This is a genomic window from Arthrobacter sp. BL-252-APC-1A (assembly GCF_009696625.1).
Taxonomy (GTDB): Bacteria; Actinomycetota; Actinomycetes; order Actinomycetales; family Micrococcaceae; genus Arthrobacter_B.
On record NZ_VULS01000002.1, the window covers coordinates 343,875 to 368,012 of the forward strand.

A 24,138-nucleotide genomic window follows, 5' to 3' on the forward strand; every position below is an offset into this window, starting at 1 on the left:
CGAGACATCCAGTCTTTCTGGCTGGTGTTCGCCGGATGCGGTGGAGAGCGCGGCACCAGCAGTGAAACGGAGCGGGGATGCGTATCTCCAAAGTGTGGAACAGACCGGCGACACCTGGAAGCAGCTTGGACCGCACTACGCCGGAGACGGCGCCACCGAAATGATCACTGCGTATCGGAACGTGGCGCCTAACGCCGGGATGCTCGCGGACACAGCCAAAGTTGTCAGCAGGGCGCTGACGGAATTCGCCGATGGGATTCGTTTCCTGCAAATCCGGCGGACGGCGCTCCTGGAACGAGTGAAAGCCGCAAACCTGCGCGCTGCGCAGGAACAAGAGTCCGTCTGCCGCGCAGAGCCGGTATACACGCCACAGCCGGCAGCCACGGCGGACCTGCTCCTGCCTGCCGAGGTATCTGCACTGGCCGCCCAGTACCGTGCCCTGGAAGAGGAAACTGCTGCAAAACTGCGGTCTGCTTTTAGAGGTGACGGCTGGTTTCTGGACCCGCCACGAGTATCCCCGCGACCGTTCTCTACGGAATAGCAGGCACAGGGATAAATGCCACTCAGGTTCGGCAAACAGCTGCTCAGAAAATGCGGCCCGCGCCGTTGTACCGCAGATACCACACTGCAGCACAACGTATGCGCATGGCCAGGGGGCGCTGGATAACTGAACTGAAACCAACAGCCGTCTTTAGTTTTGACCTTCGCCCGAAAGTCTCCAGAGATCTCTACAACCATTCGGGCTGGTACCGCAACCGGGTAAATGCGAATCCATCGAACTGGGTCCTGCCGGACAGGTTCAAAGACCTTGGTGCGGCAGCGAAAGGGATCAAGATCGGTGGCGGCGGTATTCTCTCCGCTGTCTCGGCAGGCTTCACCATTGCCGGTGAGCGGGAGTCCGCCTATAACGAATTGCTGCAGTCGAACCCAGGCTGGAGCAGGGAGGAACTCGACGGACGTGCAAACCTCGAGGGCGGGGTAAAGGGCGGCACCAAGGCGGGCATCGACATCGGGGCAGCTGGTGCCGGTGCGCTCATTGGTACCGCAATTGGCGGGCCGGCCGGTACTTTGGTTGGCGCCGGAATCGGGATCGGAATCTCCGTGCTTACGTCAATGGAGTTCGATTTCCTGGGCGGCCGCAGCTTCAAGGACGCCGCTGCAGACAAGGCCATGAAGCTGATAGACGGTATCGCCGAGCGATGGGGAAAGCTTTTCGGCCGGTAACCGGCCCGCGCTGTTGAACATACGGAAGGTCCTGAGAACTATTAAGCGCGAACACATCGGAAACACACGACGTAAGGCAGATTATGGAATCTGGAACTAACGAGTGGGCATTCACCATGATCGCGTTTCTTTTAGGAATAGTTCCGTTCGTGGGAGGTGTCCTGCTTTACACAAAGAAGTTTGTGGGCCTGCTGGTCCTGGATCGTTTTATGCCAGGAAAGCCCTCCCTGGCGCAGACCTTCATCGGGGCCTGGCTCCTCATGATGGCACCGAGCGGATTCGTCCTTCAGACCCGCATCGATGCTCTCATTGTTCCCTACGGCATTGTGCTTTTCGGATGCCTCGCAATCGGCCTGCTGGGCTGCTACTGGATGCCGAAGTTCCTCCAACCTAGGTGGATGAAAGAGGGAGACAAACTGGAGGCGCGCGGGGAAGACCGGTTTTGTGAGGGACTTCTACGACTCGAACGGGAAAAGGAAGCAATGACGAATACTGCCGGTTTCAGCTACGACCGCCTGCCCGGCATCCAGTTCCCCCGCCCGGATGGCTGGGAGATTGCCGAGAGCTCCGGCAACACGATCGCCGTCGCGCATCCACCGGTACCCTCCGGGATTTTTCGGCCCAACATGGTACTGCGCTGGGCACCTGCGAACCGGATCTCACTGGCCCGTTACGCAACCGCGGCACTGGCATCGACTATGCAGACAGCGCAGCAGGTCCGCATCATTGCCCACGAGGTGTGGACACTCAACGCCGCCCCGGACGGCCCGGTAACCGGCCGCAGGCAGCGCTTCGTTCACCAGATAGAACAGCATCCGGTCTGCGTGGACCGCTGGCTGTGGATCGCGGGCAACCGGGTATACGAGGCGACGGCAAGCTACACCGTTGACCAGCTCGTTGGAATGAAGCTGCTGTTCGAGCAGATGATCATGGATCTTCGGATCGATCCCGGAGACGAAACAGGGAACGGGGCCGCGGAAGACCAGGAAACCAGCCTGATGGACACCATCGCACCAACAGAACCGCGCCTGGATAAAGGGGCAACCCGGCTGGCAGGAGAGGACCGGGAGGATCTGGACCGTCTCGCAGCATCCCAGCCCTACCAGGAACCGGCCCTCCTGCTGCCTATCCCTGCCCTGGAACTAATGGACAGCATGACGAAGCGGAACCGGCTGGGAATGTTCCAGCGCAAGGGCTCGGAATTCGCAGCGCTTCGGGACGCAGGTTTCCTTGCCGCAGACGGCTCGCTGACACCGGCAGGCACTGCGTTCGTGGCACCGTTGCGCAGTCCGGACGCAGCCTTCAGTGTCACAGCTGGCGACGCACACGGCGGGGCAGTTCTCCAGGTATGGACAGGCGGCGGCATCGGCAGGGTGACCGCGGAACCGTCGCGCTTCTCCACTCCATCCGTGCAGGTACCGGGCCCGGATGACCTGTCCGTTCAGGTGCTTCAAGCCAATGCCGTCCCCAAAGCCATAGCGGACTGGCTGGGCTTCTCGCCGGCATGGAGCATTGCGCATGAACCGGTGGTCCTGACGAAGGACCAGTACGAGGCCAGAATGAAGTCCGCCCAGGTCAGCGCCCCGGAAGGCCTGGGTGAGGCTGCCAGACGTATGTGGGAACAACCATGGACTGATTGGGAAATCGTCGATGAGCGGGACGGCGGCTGGTTCGGTTTCGTCAACGCGGGATCTGCCGGCCAGTACCGGCTGGGGCCGGCCGCAGGGACCGGCTCGGTGATGCTGGAGCCGGTCTCCACGGCGGTTGTCTGGGACACCCTGGTGCGGTTTATCCATGCAGCGGTTGAAGGAACCCCGCTCTGGATCCCGGAGCTGACGGGCTTCGACCAGCGGCCGGAAGACGGCACGGCACCGGAAGGAAAGGTCTGGGCGGACTACGCTTAGGCCCAGCTAGGCGAAGTACACGCCGATCCGGTTGCCCTCGATCTCCTCGATGCGGATGTCGATCTCGTAGATGTCCCTCAGGACTTCCGGCTGCATGATCGCTGACGGCGGCCCCTGGTGGAGCAGTTTGCCGTCCGCCATGGCAATGATGTCGTCGGAGTAGCAGGAGGCAAAGTTGATGTCGTGGATGACCAGGACAACGGTCTTGCCCAGCTCATCGGTAAGCCTGCGGAGCAGACGCATCATCTCCACGGAGTGCTTCATATCCAGGTTGTTGAGCGGCTCATCCAGCAGCAGGTAATCGGTGTCCTGTGCCAGCACCATGGCGATGAACGCACGCTGGCGCTGGCCGCCGGAAAGCTCGTCAACGAAGCGGTCGGCCAGCTCGGTGAGGTCAAGGAAGGCCATGGCCTGTTCGATCTTCTCGCGGCAGACCGACGTCGGGCGTCCGCCGTTGTGCGGGTAGCGGCCAAAACCGACCAGGTCGCGGACGGTCAGCCGGACGGTCAGGTGGTTGTCCTGCCGCAGGATGGCCATTTTGCGGGCCAGATCCTTGCCGGGGGCGCTGGAAACGTCCAGGCCGTCCACGGTGACCGAACCGGCGTCGGACTTCAGCAGGCGGCTGATGATCGAAAGCAGTGTGGACTTGCCGGCACCGTTGGGGCCGATGATGGAGGTGACGCCGCCTTCCTTGATGTGGCAGCTCACCTCATCAACAACCGTTTTGCCCGCGTACTGCTTGGTGACGCCGGTGACCTGGATCATTTGAGGGAGCCTTTCAGGAGCAGGATCAGGAAGACGATCCCGCCAACGAATTCAATGACAATGCTCAGCGCGGTATCGAAGGCAAAGATGCGTTCGAGGACCAGCTGGCCGCCGACCAGGGCGATGATGCCCAGCAGGACGGCAATGGGAACCACGGCTTTGTGGGAGAAGTGGGAGCACAGCTGGTAGGCCAGGGAGGCCACCAGCAGCCCGAAGAAAGTAACCGGACCAACGAGGGCAGTGGAGACCGCAACCAGGACCGAGCAGATCACCAGGACACCGGTCACCGAGCGCTTGTGGTTCACGCCCAGGTTGATCGAGGTTTCCCGGCCAAGGGACATGACATCCAGTGAGTGCCGCATCCGCCAGGCCGGAACACTGACGACCGCCACTGCAATCAGCGAATAACCCAGCAGCGCGCCGTCCACATTATTAAAGGAAGCGAAGAACAAGTCCTGCAGGATGATGAACTCGCTCGGCTCGATCAGCCGCTGCAGCAGCGATGACATACCCCGGAACATGGTGCCAAGCACAATGCCCACCAGCAGCATCAGGTGCAGGGACTTGCCCCCGCCGGTGAAGAGCCAGCGGTAAAGCAGGAAGGAGAAGGCCACCATCAGGGCGACTTCCATTCCGTAGCGCAGGGGCTCGGACATGGAAAGCACCAGCCCACCGCCGAAGGTGAAGACCAGGACTGTCTGGATCAGCACGTACAGGGCGTCGAAGCCCATGATCGACGGCGTGAGGATCCGGTTTGCGGTGACCGTCTGGAAGAGCACGGTGGAGACCCCGACGGCGTAAGCCACCAGGATCATGGAGCCCACCTTGATGGCACGGCGGGGCAGGACGTAGCCGATGTTTCCGCGCAGTTCAATCGTCATGAAGACGGCGACGAGGACCGCCGCCACGACGGAGAGTGCAATGATCCAGAACCGGGGGGAGATGTTGCGGACGGGACGGCGGCGCTGCACTGTCAAAGCGGAGGGCAGGACGCTGGTGGGGGAGCTAGGCACGGGCGGAGCGCTTTCTCAGGAGCAGGTAAAGGAAGAGGACACTGCCCACGGCGGAAACGATCACACCAACGGGAATTTCGTAGGGGTAGCGGATGGTCCGGCCGATGACGTCGCAGGCCAGGACAAATCCGGCTCCGAAGATAGCTACCCAGGGAATGGCCCGGCGGACGTTGTCACCTACCAGCAGGGATACGAGGTTCGGGACGATCAGCCCCAGGAACGGCACCGAACCCACACTGACAACCACGACGGCGCTGATCAGGGACACGATGATGAGACCCAGGGTCATCACGCGGTTGTAGTTCAGGCCCAGGTTGGTGGTGAACTCCTGGCCCATGCCGGCAACCGTGAACCGGTCGGCGGCCAGGAACCCGATCAGGGTGAGGGCACCGACAATCCACAGGAGTTCGTAGCGCCCGCGCAGGACTCCGGAGAAGTCGCCCGTCATCCACGAATTCAGCGTCTGCAGCAGGTCGAACCGGTAGGCGAAGAAGGTGGTGACGGCTGCGATGACGCCGCCGAGCATGATGCCCACAAGGGGAACGATCAGGGTGTTGCGCAGCGGGATGCGGCGCAGGATCAGCAGGAAGAGGGCGGTGCCGGCGACGGCAAAGAGCGTTGCGGTGGACATCTTCATGAAGAGCGAGGCTCCGGGGATGAGGACTGTCACCACAAGGATGCCCAGGGAAGCGGATTCGATGGTGCCGACGGTGGACGGTTCAACGAACTTGTTCCGTGCCATCAGCTGCATGATCAGCCCGGCCACGCTGAGCGCCATACCGGCGAGGATGATGCTCAGCGTCCGCGGCACGCGGCTGATCCAGAAGATGTTCCAGGCATGTTCGTCGCCGGCCAGCAGCGAGGACAGGGAGACGTCGCTGACCCCCACGAACATGCTCACGATGGCGAGCAGGAGGACGGCGGCGCCGCCCAGGACCAGCATGGCTGCAGGGCCGGGGGACCGTCGCCGTCGTCCGGATGCGGCAACGGCCCCGGCGGCGGCCGGGGCTGTGGGGGTGAGCTGAGTCGTCATGGGACTTCCGTCTCCCTCACCGGCCGGGCGGCGGAGTGTGCGCGCCCGGCCGGTGAGGATCTAGCAGGTAAGGGGACGGGGTGGTTAGGAGATGCCGTCCTGGACAGCGCTGACCATGGCGTCAACGTTGTTCAGGCCGTAACCCACGAGGTACCAGCTGGAGGAATCGAGCATGGTGATGTTGTCATTGGCTGCAGCCTTGGTGCCCTTGACCAGTTCGTTGTCCAGCACGGCAGAGGCAACTTCGCCCGCGTTGCCCACTGCGACGTCGCGGTCAATAACGAACAGGTGGTCCGGGTTGATCTCGGCAACGTACTCGAAGGAAACAGACTCGCCGTGCTGGGCCTCGGACTTGATGTCAGCGGCGGTGGCCACGCCAAGCACGTCGTGGATCAGGCCGAAGCGTGAACCTGCGCCGTAAGCGGTCATCTCGCCGCCGCTGGTCATGATGATCAGGCCGTTGCCGGCGTCGGCTGCGGTTGCCTTGGTGTCTTCGACCTTGGATTCCAGTGCGGCCAGCTTGTCTTCGACTTCAGCTTCCTTGCCGAAGATTTCACCAATGATCTCGGTGTTCTCGATGAAGGAGTTCCACGGATCCGCAGCATCGGTGCTGAGGTTGATCGTGGGGGCGATCTTGGAGAACTCCTCGTAGGAGTCGGCGGTGCGGCCGGACATGATGATCAGGTCCGGGGCACCGGCGCTGATTGCCTCGAAGTCCGGTTCCTTCATGCTGCCGATCTTGGCGTAGTCATCCGAGCCGTACTTGGAGAGGCTTTCCGGGAAGTTTGCGGACGGAACGCCGTCCACCTCGATGCCCAGGGCATCCAGGGTGTCCAGGGCGCCCAAATCGAAGGTGTAGACAACCTCCGGGTTCACGGGGACTTCGGTGGTGCCCTGCGTGTGCTCCACAGTGATCGTGCCCGCTTCGGTGGCAGCGGGTTCGGCGGCGGCATCTGTTTCCTGGCCGCACGCGCTGACGGCAAGCAGGGAAACGAGGGCGGTTCCGGCCAGCAGCCGGGACTTCATTGTCGTCTTCACGAAGGGTGCTCCAGTATTTCTCTTGGATTGTGGCCCGGCTGCCAGGGGGATCGGCATTAGGGTACAAAATTGTTTGCTAATTTTTGCGCGCCCTTGAAAGTTATCTTGTTAGGCAAGGCTAAGCAACTTTGGGACAGGTGAAGCGGCCGTCCGTGTAACGGAACGTAGAAATGCCTCGGCGCACCAACCAGGTACCCCTGCAGTGCCCGTTTGAATCTTTGTTGGCACTCACCTTGACCGAGTGCTAACCGTTGCATAAAGTCGGAGCTAGCACTCCCCTAGTGAGGGTGCTAATTCCTGAGGGAAGCGCCCACCGGCACCCGCGACGACGGCAAGCGCCTACCGACGGTCCACAAACCCGTTAGTAACTAAGCAAAGGAGAGCCCGAGTGTCGGTCTCTATTAAGCCCCTTGAGGATCGCATCGTTGTTCGCCCGCTCGAAGCTGAGCAGACCACGGCCTCCGGCCTGGTCATCCCGGACACCGCTAAGGAAAAGCCCCAGGAAGGTGAAGTCGTAGCAGTCGGCCCCGGCCGCGTTGACGACAACGGCAACCGTGTGCCGATCGATGTTGCCGAAGGCGACGTCGTCATCTACTCCAAGTACGGCGGAACCGAGGTCAAGCAGGGCGGCCAGGAATACCTGGTGCTCTCCGCACGCGACGTGCTGGCCATCGTCGTCAAGTAAGTCTTCGAAGACCCCGGCCAGATTCGGCCGGGGTCTTCTTTGTAGATGTAGTTCTGAAAGGACACACACATGGCAAAGCAGTTGGAGTTCAACGACTCCGCCCGTCGTTCACTGGAAGCCGGTGTCGACAAGCTCGCCAACACCGTCAAGGTCACCCTCGGCCCGCGCGGCCGCAACGTGGTGCTCGCCAAGACCTGGGGCGCCCCCACCATCACCAACGACGGTGTGACGATCGCCCGCGAGGTCGAGCTCGACGATCCGTACGAGAACCTGGGCGCACAGCTGGCCAAGGAAGTTGCCACCAAGACCAACGACGTCGCCGGTGACGGAACCACCACCGCAACGGTGCTGGCCCAGGCCCTGGTGAAGGAAGGCCTGCGCAACGTAGCCGCAGGTGCCGCTCCCGGTGCCCTCAAGCACGGCATTGAGACCGCAGTTGAAGCTGTGGCCGCCCGCCTGCTGGAGAACGCCAAGGAAGTCGAAGGCAACCAGGTTGCCCACGTTGCCGCTATTTCGGCACAGAACGAAGAGGTAGGCCAGCTCCTGGCCGAAGCCTTCGACAAGGTTGGCAAGGACGGCGTCATCACCATCGAGGAATCCTCCTCGACGTCTACCGAACTGGTCATCACCGAAGGTATGCAGTTCGACAAGGGCTACCTCTCGCCGTACTTCGTCACCGACGCCGAGCGCCAGGAAGCCGTCCTTGAAGACGCACTGATCCTGATCAACTCCGGCAAGATTTCCTCGGTTGCAGAGTTCCTGCCGCTGCTGGAAAAGGCACTGCAGGCCTCCAAGCCGCTGTTCATCATTGCCGAAGACGTGGACGGTGAAGCGCTTTCCACCCTCGTGGTCAACAAGATCCGCGGCACGCTGAACGTTGTTGCCGTGAAGGCACCGGGCTTCGGCGACCGCCGCAAGGCCATGATGCAGGACATCGCCACCCTCACCGGCGCCCAGGTTGTGTCCCCGGACCTCGGCCTGAAGCTCGACCAGGTTGGCCTGGAGGTGCTGGGTTCGGCCCGCCGCATCACCGTCACCAAGGACAACACCACGATCGTTGACGGCGCCGGCTCCGAAGCCGACGTCGCTGACCGCGTTGCCCAGATCCGCGCCGAGATCGAGCGCACGGATTCCGACTGGGACCGCGAGAAGCTCCAGGAACGCCTGGCCAAGCTGTCCGGCGGCATCGGTGTGATCAAGGTTGGCGCTGCCACCGAGGTTGAGCTGAAGGAAAAGAAGCACCGCATCGAGGACGCTGTGTCCTCGACCCGCGCTGCCCTCGAAGAAGGCATCGTTGCCGGCGGCGGCTCCGCACTGGTTCACGCCGCACGTGCACTGGATACGGATTCCGAGGTGGCAAAGCTCGACGGCGACGCCGCCACTGCCGTTGGCCTGGTCCGCCGTGCGCTGGCCCAGCCGCTGCGCTGGATCGCCGAGAACGCCGGCGCGGAGGGCATGGTTGTTGTGTCCAAGGTTGGCGAGCTGGAAGTCAACCACGGCTTCAACGCCGCCACCGGCGAATACGGCAACCTGATCGAAGCCGGCATCATCGACCCGGTCAAGGTCACCCGCTCTGCACTGCGGAACGCTGCCTCCATCGCTGCGCTGGTCCTGACCACCGAAGCGCTCGTCGTCGAAAAGCCTGCTGACGACGAAGATGATCACGGGCACAGCCACTAACACCGGCTAACCATTTGGGCCCCGTCCGGCACGGTTTTCTCCGTACCGGGCGGGGTCCTTTTGCGTCCCCGGCTCTTTTGCGAGCAGACCCGTTGGAAAGCCGGGATGCAGCTGCCCGGAGCGATCACCGGTAAACTCTTGCGGTATTTGCCCCGGAGAAAGGACACCTGCGAGTGTCAGCACCCAAGCAGCACGCTGCCGCTCTGCACCCCGTGAATCAGGGGGCGCCCCCAACTGCCGAACGCCGTTACCGGCCCGAAGTCCAGGGCCTTCGCGCCCTGGCCGTGGTGCTGGTGGTTGTTTACCATGTGTGGCTTGGCAGGGTGTCCGGGGGAGTGGATGTCTTCCTGCTCATCTCCGCGTTCCTGCTCACCGGGTCCTTTGTCCGCAAGGCCGAAGCTGGCCGCGCGCTTGCGCTGGGCCGCTACTGGCTGCACATGTTCAAGCGGCTGCTGCCTGCAGTTGCCGTTGTGCTCCTGGCCGTACTGGCCGCAGCCGCGGTCCTGCTGCCTGCCAGCGTGCGCCAGGACCTCATCGGACAAACCTGGGCGTCCCTGTTCTATGTCCAGAACTGGGCCCTGGCGAACAACGCCGTCGACTACCTCGCAGCGGACCACAGCGCCGCCAGCCCGCTGCAGCACTTCTGGTCCCTGTCGATCCAGGGACAGGTCTTTATTCTCTGGCCCCTGATCTTCGCCGCGGCTGTGCTGCTGGCACGGCTCACGGGGAAAAGCTGCCGGTTGATCCTGGCCGTCATCTTCACCACGGTGTTCGCCGCCTCGCTGACATTCTCTGTCTGGCAGACCGGTGCCAACCAGGCCTACGCCTATTTCGACACCCGGACCCGGCTCTGGGAGTTTGCCCTAGGCTCGCTCCTGGCCCTGGCGCTTCCGTATCTTCGCCTGGGCAGGCGGGCCCGGATCCTGCTTGGCTGGGCGGGTGTGATTGCCATGCTCAGCTGCGGAATCATCCTGCAGGTCCAGCAGCAGTTCCCCGGCTACCTGGCGCTGTGGCCCACACTCGCGGCAGCAGCGGTCATCGCCGCCGGAGACACGGGAACCCGGGCCGGTGCGGACCACTGGCTCAAAGCCAAACCGCTGGTGATGCTGGGCAACAATTCCTACGCCTTGTACCTGTGGCACTGGCCCGTCCTGGTGTTCTGGCTCATCGCTTCCAAACAGGAGAACGCCGGCATCGTCGACGGCGCCGTCGTTGTTGCCGTCTCCCTGCTGCTGGCCGTCCTGACCACCAAACTGGTGGAAGTGCCGCTGCGCGAATGGGCCTGGCCCCAGACAGCCCCCTGGCGTTCCGCCATGGTCCTGGCCGCATCCTTCGCCCTGGTTGCCGCCCCGCTGGCCGGCTGGCAGGCCCGGGTGGATGCCCAGGCGGAGGCCGTTCGCCTGCAGTCGATCGCAGACAACCCGGGTGCGCTTTCCCTGGACCCGGACTTTGAAATGGCTTCGGCTACCCAGGCGCTGGTGAAGCCCGCACCGTCGGACATGGACCAGGAATGGGCACAGCTGGACGAGCCCTGCGAAGAGGGAGTTGCCCCCGCGGCCGGAAACTTGCTGGAGAAACACTGCAAACAGATTGGCAGTGCAGACGGCGCAGCGAAAACCCTCGTGGTCCTGGGCGACTCCCACGCCATGCAGTGGACCGCTGCGCTGGGTCCGGTCGCCCTTGCCAATGACTGGCACGTTGTTACGGTCCTGAAGATGGGCTGCCGGTACGGGGCAGAAGACCCCGACCGGTCCGAGGGCTGCAACGAGTTCAACCAGGCTGCCGGTGACTACGTGATGGACCTGATGCCGGACGCTGTCTTTACGGTGGCGTCGGTGACCCGGGAATCGGTTCCGGACGAAACACTCGCCGGAGGCTACGACGACGGCGTCCGCGGCTTTGCCGAAGCCGGCATCCAGGTCCTGGCCATGCGGGACAACCCGCGCTTTGAGTTCGACATGTTCAAATGCCTGGAGTCCAATGACTTCAACGCGCAGGCGTGCCACGTGCCGCGCAGCCAGCTGCTGGCCGAAACGTCCCCGCTGGAGGGCCTCGAGGCGCGGATTCCCGGAGGCCGGGTGCTGGATATGAGTGACCAGTTCTGTTTCGAAGACGCCTGCCCGGGAATCATCGGCAACGTGATTGTCTACAAGGATCACGACCACCTGAACCGCACCTATCTGGAAACCACCTCGCACGTGCTGGCCGAACGTATCCTGGCCGTCACCGGGTGGGAGGGCGTGACCGTGCCGGGAACCACATAACGGATCTTCCGGCGGAATAGTGGGGCCCGCAGATTTCGTTCTACGATTGAGTGAATAACACTTGGAAGAAATCCTGGATAGATCCGGCCGTGATCGACCCGGTCGCCACCACACATCTTCAGTCCTGAAAGAGGCGCGCACTTGAGCCAGCAGTCCCCAGAACACGATCCGTTCGGCTTCGTCGGACTTACCTACGACGACGTCCTCCTGCTGCCCGGCCCCACGGACGTCATCCCGTCCGAAGCCGATACCAGTTCCCGGCTGACCAAGCGCATCACCGTTCAGACTCCGCTGCTTTCCGCCGCGATGGACACGGTCACCGAATCCCGCATGGCAATCGCCATGGCACGCCACGGCGGCCTGGGCGTGATTCACCGCAACCTTTCCATTGCGGACCAGGCGGAGCACGTGGACCGCGTCAAGCGCAGCGAATCCGGCATGATCACCAACCCGGTGACGATCGACCCCGACGCCACCCTGCAGGAACTCGACGACCTCTGCGCCCACTTCCGCGTCTCCGGCCTGCCGGTCGTTGACCCGGATAACAAGCTTCTGGGCATCGTCACCAACCGCGACACCCGCTTCATCCCGCGCTCTGAGTACCCCACCCGCAAGGTCGGGGAAGTCATGACCCGCATGCCGCTGATCACCGGGCGCGTTGGAATCACCCCCGATGAAACCGTTGAGCTCCTGGGCAAGAACCGCATCGAGAAGCTCCCGCTGGTGGACGATGCCGGACGCCTCCAGGGCCTGATCACGGTCAAGGATTTCGACAAGGCCGAGCAGTACCCGTTTGCCACCAAGGATGACGAGGGCCGGCTGCGCGTCGGTGCCGCCGTCGGCTTCTTCGGCGACGGCTACGAGCGCGCCATGGCACTGGTTGACGCCGGCGTCGACGTCCTGGTGGTGGATACCGCCAACGGCCACAGCGCAGGCGTGCTGGAAATGATTGCCCGCCTGAAGAAGGACCCCGCCGCAGCCCATGTGGACGTCATTGGCGGCCAGGCAGCCACCCGCGAAGGAGCCCAGGCGCTGATCGACGCCGGTGCTGACGCCATCAAGGTGGGCGTAGGCCCCGGCTCGATCTGCACCACCCGCGTCGTTGCCGGCGTTGGCGTTCCGCAGATCACCGCCATCTACGAAGCAGCCAAGGCTGCAATTCCTGCCGGTGTTCCGGTCATTGCCGACGGCGGCCTGCAGTACTCGGGCGACATCGGCAAGGCGATCGTTGCCGGTGCCGACACCGTGATGCTCGGCGGACTGCTGGCAGGCTCCGCGGAAAGCCCCGGCGACCTGGTGTTCGTGAACGGCAAGCAGTTCAAGACCTACCGCGGCATGGGCTCCCTGGGCGCCATGCAGACCCGCGGAAAGAACACCTCCTACTCCAAGGACCGGTACTTCCAGGCCGATGTGCCCAGCGACGAAAAGCTGATCCCCGAAGGCATTGAAGGCCAGGTGCCCTACCGTGGCCCGCTGTCCGCCGTCGCGCACCAGCTGGTTGGCGGCCTGCGCCAGACCATGTTCTACACCGGAGCACACACCATCGCCGAGCTGAAGGCAAAGGGGCGCTTTGTCCGGATCACCCCCGCCGGGCTGAAGGAATCCCATCCGCACGACATCATGATGACCGCCGAGGCGCCGAACTACGGCCGCCGGTAGGCGCTCGTAAGCAGGCAGGCACCGTTCCCGGCCGGGAACGGTGCCCGCTTCTTTTAAGGACTGGGATAACCTAGAGCAGTGACTAACGAGATAGAGATTGGCCGTGGCAAGCGTGGGCGCAGAGCCTACTCCCTGGATGACGTAGCGATTGTGCCTTCCCGGCGCACCCGTGATCCGCAGGATGTCTCGATCAACTGGCAGATAGACGCCTACCAGTTCGAGATGCCGGTTATCGGCGCTCCCATGGACTCGGTGATGTCTCCTGCAACTGCCATCGCGCTGGGCCGCCTGGGCGGACTGGGAGTGCTGAACCTCGAGGGCCTGTGGACCCGCTACGAGGACCCGCAGCCGATCCTGGACGAAATTGCCGTCCTCAGCGAAGAGAACTTCAACCCCTCGGCCACCCGCCGGCTGCAGGAAATCTATGCTGCGCCCATCCGGGCCGAGCTGATCACCTCCCGCCTGGCGGAGGTACGCGAAGCCGGCGTCACAGTCGCCGGGTCCCTGACACCGCAGCGCACCCAGGAGTTCTACAAGACTGTCCTGGCCGCCGGCGTCGACATTTTCGTGATCCGCGGCACCACAGTCTCCGCAGAACACGTCTCCAAGAACGTTGAACCGCTGAACCTCAAGCAGTTCATCTACGAACTCGACGTACCCGTCATTGTCGGCGGAGCCGCCGGCTACACCCCGGCCCTGCACCTGATGCGTACCGGTGCTGCCGGCGTCCTGGTCGGTTTCGGCGGGGGAGCAACGACGACGACGCGGCGCGCCCTGGGCATTCACGCCCCCATGGCAACTGCCATCTCTGACATCGCCGAAGCCCGGCGCGACTACATGGACGAGTCCGGCGGACGGTACGTCCACGTGATCGCCGACGGCGGCATGGGCACCAGCGGCGACATCATCAAGGCCATCGCCATGGGAGCCGACGCCGTCATGCTCGGCTCCGCGCTGGCACGTGCCGAGGAAGCCCCGGGCCGCGGCTGGCACTGGGGACAGGAAGCCCACCACAGCGAGCTGCCCCGCGGAGACAGGGTCCACCTGGACACGGTCGCCCCGCTGAAGGAAGTTCTATGGGGTCCCTCACACCACACGAACGGAACCTCCAATTTGATGGGGGCTCTGCGGCGGGCAATGGCAACCACCGGATACTCTGACCTGAAGGCGTTCCAGCGGATCGACGTGCTGGTATCGCCATACCTTTACAACAACTGAGCTTTTCCAACCCCACCACCCCCGGGGGCACGCTTCAGAGAGGAATCTTGACCATGGCAACAGATGCACTCAGTCCGGAATACCGCGAAGCAGCCCTTGAGAGACTGCGGGCCACAGCTGAACCGGGGGGACAGCTTGATGTCCTCATTGTCGGCGGCGGCGTAGTTGGAGCCGGTGCGGCACTGGACGCCGTCACCCGAGGCCTCAAGGTGGGCATGGTTGAAGCACGGGACTGGGCCTCCGGCACGTCCTCGCGCTCCTCCAAGCTGATTCACGGCGGCCTGCGTTACCTCGAGATGCTCGATTTCGCGCTGGTCCAGGAAGCATTGAAGGAACGCGGCCTGCTGCTGCAGCGCATCGCACCGCACCTGGTCAAGCCGGTGCCGTTCCTGTACCCGCTGACCAAGCGCTTCGTGGAACGTCCCTACGTGGGTGCGGGCATCTTCCTGTACGACACCCTGGGCATGACCTCCGGAAACTCCCGCGGAGTTCCGATGCAGAAGCACCTCAGCCGCCGGGGCACCCTGCGGGCTGCGCCCAGCCTCAAGGATGACGCCATGATTGGTTCCATCCGCTACTACGACGGCCAGGTGGACGACGCCCGCTATGTGGCGAACATGGTCCGCACGGCCGTGCACTACGGCGCGGCCGCCGTGAACCGCCTTTCCGTGGTGGACTTCCTCCGCGAAGGGGAACGCGTAGTCGGCGCCCGGGTACGTGACCAGGAGACGGGCGAGGAATTCGACATCGCGGCCAGCCAGGTGGTCAACGCCACAGGTGTCTGGACCGACGAGACCCAGGCAATGGTTACCGACCGCGGACAGCTGAAGGTCCGGGCATCCAAGGGCATCCACCTGGTGGTTCCCCGGGACCGCATCCAGTCCACGGTCGGCATGATCCTGCGCACCGAAAAGTCCGTGCTCTTTGTGATCCCCTGGGGACGGCACTGGATTATCGGCACTACGGACACCGACTGGAACCTGGACAAGGCCCATCCGGCGGCCACCTCGGCGGACATCGACTACCTCCTTGAGCATGTGAACCGCGTCCTGAAGCGCCCGCTCACCCGGGAGGACGTTGAAGGCGTCTACGCCGGGCTTCGTCCGCTGCTGGCCGGCGAGAATGACTCAACTGCAAAACTCTCCCGCGAACACGTCGTCGCGCATCCTGTGCCGGGACTGGTGGTGGTGGCCGGCGGCAAGTGGACCACCTACCGCGTCATGGCAAAGGACGCAGTGGACGAGGCCGCACGCGCCCTGGATGAAAAGGTGCCCGAATCCTGCACCCAGACCATCCCGCTGCTCGGCGCCGTCGGCTACAAGGCGGCCTGGAACCGGCGCCACCGTACCGCTGAGGAGTACGGAATCCACGTTGTCCGGGTGGAGCACCTGCTCAACCGCTACGGAGCCCTGGCCGGTGAGGTCCTGGACCTTATAGCTGCCGACCAGACCCTCGGCGAACCGCTCCCTGGAGCTGATGACTACCTCGGCGCTGAAGTCGTGTACGCAACCACCCATGAAGGCGCCCGGCACATCGAAGATGTGCTGGCACGCCGTACCCGGATCTCGATTGAGTCCTGGGACCGCGGTGTCTCGGCGGCGCCTGTGGTGGCGGGCCTGATGGCACCGATCCTGGGCTGGGACGAGGCACGGGTGGAGGAAGAAGTCCGCCACTACCGCGCCAGGGTCGAAGCCGAGCGGCTCAGCCAGGAGCAGCCGGACGATATTTCCGCCGACGCTGCCCGGCTGGCAGTCCAGGACATTGCACCGCGCTGAACCAGGAGCCCAACGGCATGAGTGATCTCAGTCTGAATGCGTCCGGCGCCGTCCTGACCGATCCTGAAATGGTCATCCTGGAGATGGAGGCCAAGGACCGGGACGACGCCGCGGCGCAGCTGGCCGAACGGATGTACCGGCAGGGGCGGCTCAAGGACCTGGACGGGTTCCTGAAGGATGTCACCGCCAGGGAACACCAGATGGCAACCGGGCTGCCCGGCGGTATTGGCCTGCCCCACGCCCGCAGCGTGTATACGGTCAAGACATCCATTGCCGTTGGGATCTGCAAGTACGGGCATAGCGTGGACTTCGGCGCTTCCGATGGCCCGGCTACGGTGGTGCTTCTGATCGCCACCCCGGCCGCGGCCTACTCGGAACACCTGGAGGTGCTGGCCACGCTGGCCCGGTCCCTGTTCCGGCCGTCGTTCCGGGAATCCCTGCGCCGTGCGCAGGACCCGGAAGTCATCGCTGAACTGATCAACTCCTCGCTCGTGTTCTTTGACCACTGAGGCCCCCTGGCGGCGGCATTGGGTTTTCTACACGACTACGAAGTACCGTTAAGCCGTGCTTAAGACTGCCCTGCAACCGCGCTGGATCGCCGGACTCCTGTTTGCCCTGGCCATATCCACCGTGTTCGTGCTGCTCTCCGAATGGCAGTTCTCGGCAGCGGAAAGCGAGGGGCCGCCGCCCGCAGCGGACACTGAGGTTGTCCGTCCGCTGACGGAGGTCTTCACACCCGGTGTGCCGCTCTACGGAACCCAGGCGGACCAGATGGTTACGTTTACCGGGTCCTTCCAGCCCGAGGACCAGGTCCTGATCGGGAACCGGCTGCTGGACGGCGAAGAAGGTTACTGGGTGGTGACCTCCTTCGACGTCGACGGTGCACCGCAGGATGCATCGATCCCCGTCGTGCGGGGCTGGACTGAAGACCCAGGCAATGCCGGAACGGCCCCCGAGGGCGATGTCACCATCACCGGCCGGCTGCTGCCACCTGAGGCCCCGATCGCGGGTCCCGTCCCCGACGGCACGATCGCAGCCCTCTCCAGCGCGGAGCTCGGCAACATCTGGGACGAGCCGCTGTATTCGGCGTTCGTCAGCGCCCACGAGACACTGGTGGACGGAGTTCCGGCCGAATCGGGTCTGGAGACCGTGACGGTCGCCCCGCAGCCGCAGGAAACCACGATCAACTGGCTGAACATCTTCTACGCCGTTGAATGGGTCGTGTTCGCAGGCTTTGCCGTGTTCCTCTGGTGGCGGCTGCTTGCCGACTCCTACCAGCGCAGCCTTGAAGAAGACGAATACGAAGATGACGACGAATTCGAAGATGACGACGAATATGCCGACGGGCAGGGCGAAGGCACCGGCCCAACTACCAGTGAGGTAAAGAAGTGAGCGACCCCGCAGTCACCAAGAAGCCGCGGCCCAGGAAGAAGAAGCGGCGCTTCGGAGGCACACACGCGCAGATCCGGACAGCGCTGGCTTTCTACAAGGTCTCCTCGTGGGTGACCGGTATCTTCCTGCTGCTCCTCGTAGCCGAGATGATCATGAAGTACGTGCTGGACATTCCGCCGGTAATCGTCGGCGGGCTGAACCTTTACACGGCAGTGCTCATCGCCCATGGCTGGCTATACGTGGTCTACCTCTTCGCCGACTTCCGCCTGTGGCAGCTGATGCGGTGGCCGTTCTCCAAGTTCATCGTGATTGCCCTCGGCGGCGTGGTGCCGTTCCTCTCCTTCATCGTGGAAGCCCGCACCCACAAGCAGGTGCTGGCTGAGCTGGAAGCCCACCCCGAGGCAGCCAAGAGATACTAGCCACCTTCTCCGGCGCGATGTGCGGGAGAAGTCCTGCGGCGACTATCCTTGGAACCGTGACTAATCCCGCGACTCCTCCCATTGAAGAGCGCCCCGTCCTCGTAGTGGATTACGGTGCCCAGTACGCGCAGCTTATTGCCCGGCGCGTACGTGAAGCCGATGTCTACTCTGAGGTCGTGCCGCACACCTACAGCACCGAAGACCTTCTGGCCAAGAACCCGGCAGCGATCATCCTGTCCGGCGGCCCCTCCAGTGTTTACGCTGAAGGCGCCCCCAAGGTGGACCCCGAACTGTTCGAATCCGGTGTTCCGGTCTTCGGCATTTGCTACGGATTCCAGGCGATGGCTGCCGCCCTTGGCGGCAAGGTCGCGGAAACCGGCCTGCGCGAATACGGGTCCACGGATGCGTCAGCACTTGGTGCCCCGCGCTCCATCCTCGAAGGAACGCCCGAGCACCAGAACACCTGGATGAGCCACGGCGACAGTGTCCAGGAAGCACCCGAGGGCTTCGAAGTCCTGGCCAGCACCGCCGGAGCTCCGGTGGCAGCTTTCGCCAACGAGGAAAAGAAGCTCTACGGCGTGCAGTGGCACCCTGAGGTCAAGCACTCGGCCCACGGCCAGCAGGTCCTGGAGAACTTCCTGTTCAAGGGTGCAAGGCTGGACCGCAGCTGGACCACCGGCAATATTGTCGAAGAGCAGGTGGAACGGATCCGTGAACAGATCGGTTCAGCCCGTGTGATCTGCGGCCTTTCCGGCGGTGTGGACTCCGCCGTAGCCGCTGCCCTCGTGCAGCGTGCCGTGGGGGATCAGCTCACCTGCGTTTTCGTTGACCATGGACTGCTGCGCGAAGGCGAAGCAGAACAGGTTGAACGTGACTTCGTTGCTGCCACCGGCGTCAACCTTTACGTCGCCAATGAGCAGGAGCGTTTCCTGAACGCGCTGGCCGGGGTCACTGATCCCGAGACGAAGCGCAAGATCATCGGCCGTGAATTCATCCGCGCGTTCGAAGAAGCCGAGCGCGCCATCATGGCCGAGGCCAAGGCATCCGGGGAACCGATCCGCTTCCTGGTGCAGGGAACCCTGTACCCCGACGTCGTCGAATCCGGCGGCGGCGAGGGCGCAGCCAACATCAAGAGCCACCACAACGTGGGCGGGCTGCCCGAAGACATGCAGTTCGAGCTCGTGGAGCCGCTGCGGCTGCTGTTCAAGGACGAGGTCCGTGCCGTTGGCCGTGAGCTCGGCCTGCCGGCGGAAATCGTCGGACGCCAGCCGTTCCCCGGCCCCGGACTCGGAATCCGCATCATCGGCGAAGTCACCGGGGAACGCCTGGACCTGCTGCGCCGCGCTGATGCCATTGCGCGTGCAGAACTGACTGCCGCGGGCCTGGATGATGACGTATGGCAGATGCCGGTTGTGCTGCTGGCTGATGTCCGCAGCGTCGGTGTGCAGGGCGACGGCCGGACCTACGGCCACCCCATTGTCCTGCGCCCGGTCTCCAGCGAAGACGCGATGACGGCGGACTGGTCCCGCCTGCCGTACGACCTCCTGGCCCGGATCTCCAACCGGATTACCAACGAGGTGGACGGCGTGAACCGGGTGGTGCTGGACGTTACCAGCAAGCCGCCGGGAACCATCGAGTGGGAGTAGCATCATAGAGCGCGGGGGACGGCTGAACAGCCGTCCCCCGCGTTGCTATCCGGAGCTATGAGGTCAATTGACGATAGCTTGGAAGGTATGCCAGTTTGGTCGAGATCGTCGCGCGGAAGTGCAGGAAAGAGGGCATCAGTGTCTGAGCAGAATCCCGGGGACAGCGCCTCGGACTTCCTGCTGCCGTGGCTGGCCGGACTCGGCCAGCACGCCGGTTCGGACACGCTGCTGCATTTCACGGTCAGCCCGGAAAGCAGCATCGACCTGACCCATGCGCATCCTTCCGGACTCGCACAGCTGCTGGCCGGCAGGCGGACCCGGCTTTCCACCCTCCTGCGCGATGCCGACCATTACCGCGTGGCCATGCGCGCGGCCCGGGCGCTGCGCGCCAAGATCTATGAGCTGGGCTCTGACCGGGGGCTCGACGTCGGTTACCTGGCCGCCGGAACCGCGTCCTGGCGCTATGCCTCCGATGAGGCACTGCGCCCGGAGTCCCTCACCGCTCCTGTGCTCCTGACCGCAGTCAGCCTCACGGTCCATGCATCCCAGGATGACTACGAGCTCCAGCTCACCGGCAAAGCTGAACTGAACCCCGCGTTCATCCGCCACCTCCAGTCGCAGCAGGGGCTCGACGTCGACTCTGACGCGCTGGCCCGTCTCGCCTACGGAACTGCCCGCTTCGATCCCCACCCGGTCCTGGACCGCCTGCGCGCCCTCACAGAGGGTGTGCGCGGCATGAACATCGAGCACCGTCTGCTGGTTTCGACCTTTGCCGACCTTCCGGACCTGGCCGAAGACACCGCACTGGACCCCTCCCATCCGATCCTCCGTGCGCTGATGGATGCCGCCGTTGACGGCAGTTCAACTCCCGCCGAGCCCGCCGACCCCGGACTGCCTCCGCTCGATGACCGTGCGCCGGCCGATGAGCTCCTGGTCCTGGACGCGGACAAGGAACAGCAGGAAGTCCTGGACCTGGCCGGAGCCGGCGTATCCCTGGTAGTTTCCGCACCCCCCGGAACGGGGCAAACCCAGACCGCCGTCAACGCAGCCGCCTCTCTTGTGCACGCCGGCAAATCCGTGCTGGTGGTGGCTGAGCGCCGCGGAACGCTGAACGAATTCGTTTCCGCCCTGGACAGCCTGAACCTGGGATCGATGGTGCTGCAGCTCGGCGCAGGGCTGAGCGAGGAAGCGCTGCGGGACCGGCTGGTCCGGGCAATTGTCCGCAGCGAGAAGGCAACCGAACCGAACCTGGGCAACCTGCATAAGGTGCTGCAGGAGAGCCGGCATCAGCTGCGGGACCATGTGAAGTCCCTGCACAACGTCCGGCAGCGCTGGGGGTGCTCGCCCTACCAGGCCATGCAGTCCCTCGCGGAGCTGACTTCCATGACGCCGGCCCCTGCAACCACGGTCCGCCTGAAGCGCAGCGTCCTGGACAGCATCACCGACCGCACCGAGCTCACCGGCCGGCTCCGCCGCGCCGCAGAGCTGGGCAGCTTCTCCCGGGCGGCGGTCTCCAGCCCGTGGTTCGGGGCCAAGCTCCTAAACCGCAAGGAGACCGAAGCAGCCCACAAGCTGACTGAGGAGCTGGCCGAGGCGCTGCCGCAGCTGCGCGCCCGCGTGCAGGAAGTCGCCGAACACTCCCAAATCCGGCTGGGGGAGACTTTTGCCCAGTGGGGTGAGCAGCTGGAACTGCTCGTTGCTGTCCGAGAAAGCCTGGACAAGTTCACCCCGGACATCTTCGACCGCCCAGTCACCGATCTGATCTCCGCCACAGCCTCTTCCTCCTGGCGCCGCGAACACGGCGTGGACATGAGCTCCATGACCAGGTCCCGCCTGCGCCGGGTCGCCAAGGAGTACATCCGCCCGGGCGTGCATATCTCCGACCTGCACACCTCTCTGGTACAGGTCCAGCAGCAGCGCCTGGTCTGGGCCCGGTACGCTACCACCCAGCGCCACCCCTCGGTCCCCACCGGACTTGCCGACCTGAACCGCACCTACCTTGAGGTCAAGGAGCAGCTGGACACCCTGACCCGCATCCTCGCAGGGACACCCGACAAACCGGACCTGGCTGCCCAGTCGCTGGACGACCTGGAGAAGAAACTGCGGGCCCTCGCCGGGGACAAGGAGACACTGGAAACGCTTCCCGAGCGCACGCTGCTGGTGGACGAAATGCGGGGGCAGGGCCTCGGTGAGCTGCTGGACGACCTCGAAGCACGCGAAGTCACGCCCCGCCAGGTTGGCTATGAACTTGAGCTGGCCTGGTGGCAGTCTGCCCTGGAAGCCATGATCAGCGGCGACGACTACCTGGCCATGTCCGACGGAGACAGCCTGCGCAGGCTCGAGGCCGAGTACCGGCTGGCGGACAACGCGCACATTGCCTCCGGTGCCTCCAGGCTGCGCTGGGGACTGGCCCGCCGTTGGAGCGAGGGGATCAAGTCCCAGGCCAAGGACGCAGCCCGGCTCAAGGAAACCATCAAGACCGGACCGCTGACCGTGGACTCGCTGTCCAGCCAGTCCGACGAACTCGTTACCTCCCTGCTGCCTGTATGGGCCGCCAGCCCGCTGCTGCTGCCCATGATGCTGCCGGGGACACGGCGCTTCGATGCGCTGATCATCCTGGACGCCGAGTCAATGAGCCTGCAGGCTGCGGTTCCGGCAATCGCCCGGGCCGGACAGGTCATCGCCTTCGGTGACGGAAACCTGGATGGCCCGAAGCCATTCAGCATCAACGTCCAGCGACAGGAGTCCGGGGCCGCTGATGAACTGCCCAGTGCCTTCGATGCACTGTGCCGTATCCTCCCGTCCCGTACCCTCTCCACCGTTTACCGCGGCACCGACAAGCACCTGCTGAAGCAGCTGAGTGATGAGTTCTACGCCGGACGGCTGTCATGGGTTCCCCGCGGCGATGAGGTTGCCACTGGCGAACGGCCCCTCACCGTGGAGTACCTCGCTGATGGCACGGGCATGCCCAGCGCGGACCAGGAAGGCGTGGAAAGCGTCTCCGCCGAAGTGAACCGGGTTGTCGACCTGGTCTTCGAACACGTCCGGCGGCGGCCGAGCCAGTCCCTGGCCGTCATTACCGCCAGCCCACGCCACGCGGTACGCGTGGCTGAAGCAATCCGGGTGCAGATGGCCAACTTCCCCTGGGCATCGGACTTTTTCGCTCCGGGCGCCGAATCGTTCCGTGTTGTCCCGGCAGACCGTGCCGCCGGGCTGGTCCGCGATGCAGTGATTTTCTCCCTCGGCTTCGGCCGTACCCCGCACGGACGGGCGCTGCACAACTTCGGTCTGCTCTCCGAACCCGGAGGACGGGGCCGGTTCGTGAATGCGATGACCCGTGCCCGCCACCGCCTGCATGTGTTGACATGCTTCCAGCCCTCTGACCTTGATGAGTCAAGGCTTGGCCATGGTGCCAAGGACTTCTACCAGCTGCTGGTGCGGGAGCTTGACGGCAGCCCGGTTGCCGCGGCATCCAGGGAACGCTCCGCAGGGAACTCGATCATGTCCGACGATCCGCTGGTGGCGGACCTCGTGGGCCGCCTCCGCTCACGCGGGGCGGAAGTTTGGGACCACTACGACGACGCCATCGACATTGTTGCTACGGTCCGGCGGTCTGCGGATTCTGATCCGGCGGTTCCCATGGCCATCGAGTCCGACGGGACATCCAGGTACCGCAGCATGAGCGTCCGCGAAAGAAGCCGGCTGCGCCCCCAGTTGCTGGAACGGCTCGGCTGGCGGTACATGCCGCTCTGGACCATTGAAGTGTTCACCGATCCGGCAGCGTGCGCGGATCTTGTTGGACGTTATTTGGGACTGTCCGCCCCCGCCCCGGAACCGGAACCTATCCGTGAAGCGCACACGGCAGCTGCACCGGTGAAAGTAGTACCGCATGGCAGCACCAGAATCCGGCCCAGGTCGGAAGAACAACCCAACCCGGCTATCCGGGCCGCGGCAGCAGCTGCGGCTGCGGCCGGCGGAATCGACAAAGCGAATGAGCCAAGAACCGAGAAATGATCCCGCAGCGGAAACATCCGGCGCGAATGCTGAGTCCTCGCTGACCAGTCCCGCTGCGGACAAAGGTTTACCCGGGGCACAAGCACCGGCGCGCAGGCGTGTCCCGCGCCGAAGCACGTCTGCGCCTACAACCCTGAAGCAGGCAGCAGCGCTGCTGCACACCGCACCGGCTTCCGCATCGGAGCCGGCCGGGTCCCGGTCTGAGGGTGCTGAGTCAGGCCCGCCCGAAAGCGGCGGGCGGGGGCGCAGGCCCGGCACTGCCGGTCCGGGCCTTATTCCCAAGAAGGCGGCCGAAGACGACCCGCGTGCCTGGGGCGACCGGCCCGATGATGTGGCCGCCTGGCTGAAGGAACAGCGCCCTCCGCACTGGGGCTGAGGCCCGGGAAGCGTCTGCGCAAACGCCCCTGAT

The 24,138-nt window shown here is 64.2% G+C and carries 18 protein-coding genes; 14 read left to right on the forward strand and 4 right to left on the reverse strand.

Annotation, left to right across the window (positions count from 1 at the left end; genetic code table 11):
- The first annotated feature begins 94 nt into the window (after positions 1-94).
- The 3 genes from FYJ28_RS04410 to FYJ28_RS04420 all read left to right on the forward strand — a co-directional run bounded on the left by FYJ28_RS04410 (position 95) and on the right by FYJ28_RS04420 (position 3,128).
- The gene (locus tag FYJ28_RS04410; protein ID WP_154578401.1) at positions 95-541 is read left to right on the forward strand and encodes a hypothetical protein; all 447 of its coding nucleotides are present in this window, start codon (positions 95-97) and stop codon (positions 539-541) included.
- Between the two features lie 104 nt (positions 542-645).
- Complete coding sequence (locus tag FYJ28_RS04415; RefSeq protein WP_154578402.1) at positions 646-1,224, forward strand: hypothetical protein; 579 nt, start codon at positions 646-648, stop codon at positions 1,222-1,224.
- An 83-nt stretch (positions 1,225-1,307) separates the two neighbouring features.
- A complete protein-coding gene (locus FYJ28_RS04420) occupies positions 1,308-3,128 on the forward strand; it encodes a hypothetical protein (RefSeq protein ID WP_154578403.1) in 1,821 nt (606 codons plus the stop codon).
- A gap of 6 nt (positions 3,129-3,134) precedes the next feature.
- Here the strand turns inward: FYJ28_RS04420 and FYJ28_RS04425 are convergent, their stop codons facing one another.
- From FYJ28_RS04425 to FYJ28_RS04440, 4 genes are all read right to left on the reverse strand, one after another.
- Positions 3,135-3,893 (reverse strand): iron ABC transporter ATP-binding protein, encoded by a 759-nt coding sequence (locus tag FYJ28_RS04425; protein WP_154578404.1) that lies wholly within the window; start codon positions 3,891-3,893, stop codon positions 3,135-3,137.
- On the reverse strand, positions 3,890-4,906 hold the full coding sequence (locus FYJ28_RS04430; RefSeq protein WP_442778569.1) for an iron chelate uptake ABC transporter family permease subunit: 1,017 nt from the start codon (positions 4,904-4,906) through the stop codon (positions 3,890-3,892). Before FYJ28_RS04430 ends, FYJ28_RS04425 begins: the two co-directional genes overlap by 4 nt.
- Positions 4,899-5,939 carry an ABC transporter permease gene (locus FYJ28_RS04435; RefSeq protein ID WP_154578405.1) on the reverse strand — a complete coding sequence of 347 codons (1,041 nt, stop codon included), beginning with the start codon at positions 5,937-5,939 and terminating at the stop codon, positions 4,899-4,901. The genes FYJ28_RS04430 and FYJ28_RS04435 overlap by 8 nt, the downstream gene beginning before the upstream one ends.
- Before the next feature lie 84 nt (positions 5,940-6,023).
- Positions 6,024-6,977: a siderophore ABC transporter substrate-binding protein gene (locus FYJ28_RS04440; protein ID WP_326831505.1), complete on the reverse strand. Its 954-nt coding sequence runs from the start codon at positions 6,975-6,977 to the stop codon at positions 6,024-6,026.
- A 388-nt stretch (positions 6,978-7,365) separates the two neighbouring features.
- Here FYJ28_RS04440 and groES point away from each other — a divergent pair, with 388 nt between their 5' ends.
- The 11 genes from groES to FYJ28_RS04495 all read left to right on the forward strand — a co-directional run bounded on the left by groES (position 7,366) and on the right by FYJ28_RS04495 (position 23,729).
- Positions 7,366-7,662, forward strand: coding sequence for a co-chaperone GroES (groES, locus tag FYJ28_RS04445; protein ID WP_055239413.1), 297 nt, complete (start codon positions 7,366-7,368; stop codon positions 7,660-7,662).
- A 69-nt stretch (positions 7,663-7,731) separates the two neighbouring features.
- Positions 7,732-9,342 carry a chaperonin GroEL gene (gene groL, locus FYJ28_RS04450; RefSeq protein WP_055239414.1) on the forward strand — a complete coding sequence of 537 codons (1,611 nt, stop codon included), beginning with the start codon at positions 7,732-7,734 and terminating at the stop codon, positions 9,340-9,342.
- Between the two features lie 173 nt (positions 9,343-9,515).
- A complete protein-coding gene (locus tag FYJ28_RS04455; protein ID WP_326831506.1) occupies positions 9,516-11,606 on the forward strand; it encodes an acyltransferase family protein in 2,091 nt (696 codons plus the stop codon).
- 141 nt (positions 11,607-11,747) lie between these two features.
- The gene (guaB, locus tag FYJ28_RS04460) at positions 11,748-13,265 is read left to right on the forward strand and encodes an IMP dehydrogenase (RefSeq protein ID WP_055239415.1); all 1,518 of its coding nucleotides are present in this window, start codon (positions 11,748-11,750) and stop codon (positions 13,263-13,265) included.
- A 78-nt stretch (positions 13,266-13,343) separates the two neighbouring features.
- The gene (locus tag FYJ28_RS04465) at positions 13,344-14,483 is read left to right on the forward strand and encodes a GuaB3 family IMP dehydrogenase-related protein (protein WP_055239416.1); all 1,140 of its coding nucleotides are present in this window, start codon (positions 13,344-13,346) and stop codon (positions 14,481-14,483) included.
- Positions 14,484-14,536: 53 nt separating this feature from the next.
- The gene (locus tag FYJ28_RS04470) at positions 14,537-16,258 is read left to right on the forward strand and encodes a glycerol-3-phosphate dehydrogenase/oxidase (RefSeq protein ID WP_055239417.1); all 1,722 of its coding nucleotides are present in this window, start codon (positions 14,537-14,539) and stop codon (positions 16,256-16,258) included.
- Positions 16,259-16,275: 17 nt separating this feature from the next.
- Complete coding sequence (locus FYJ28_RS04475; protein ID WP_055239418.1) at positions 16,276-16,767, forward strand: PTS sugar transporter subunit IIA; 492 nt, start codon at positions 16,276-16,278, stop codon at positions 16,765-16,767.
- Positions 16,768-16,822: 55 nt separating this feature from the next.
- Positions 16,823-17,650: an SURF1 family protein gene (locus tag FYJ28_RS04480; RefSeq protein WP_326831507.1), complete on the forward strand. Its 828-nt coding sequence runs from the start codon at positions 16,823-16,825 to the stop codon at positions 17,648-17,650.
- Positions 17,647-18,069, forward strand: coding sequence for a DUF3817 domain-containing protein (locus tag FYJ28_RS04485; RefSeq protein WP_055239420.1), 423 nt, complete (start codon positions 17,647-17,649; stop codon positions 18,067-18,069). The genes FYJ28_RS04480 and FYJ28_RS04485 overlap by 4 nt, the downstream gene beginning before the upstream one ends.
- 56 nt (positions 18,070-18,125) lie before the next feature.
- Entirely contained in the window at positions 18,126-19,715 is a 1,590-nt protein-coding gene (gene guaA, locus FYJ28_RS04490) for a glutamine-hydrolyzing GMP synthase (protein WP_442778570.1), read from the forward strand.
- 138 nt (positions 19,716-19,853) lie between these two features.
- Positions 19,854-23,729: an AAA family ATPase gene (locus FYJ28_RS04495; protein ID WP_055239422.1), complete on the forward strand. Its 3,876-nt coding sequence runs from the start codon at positions 19,854-19,856 to the stop codon at positions 23,727-23,729.
- Positions 23,730-24,138 lie beyond the last annotated feature (409 nt).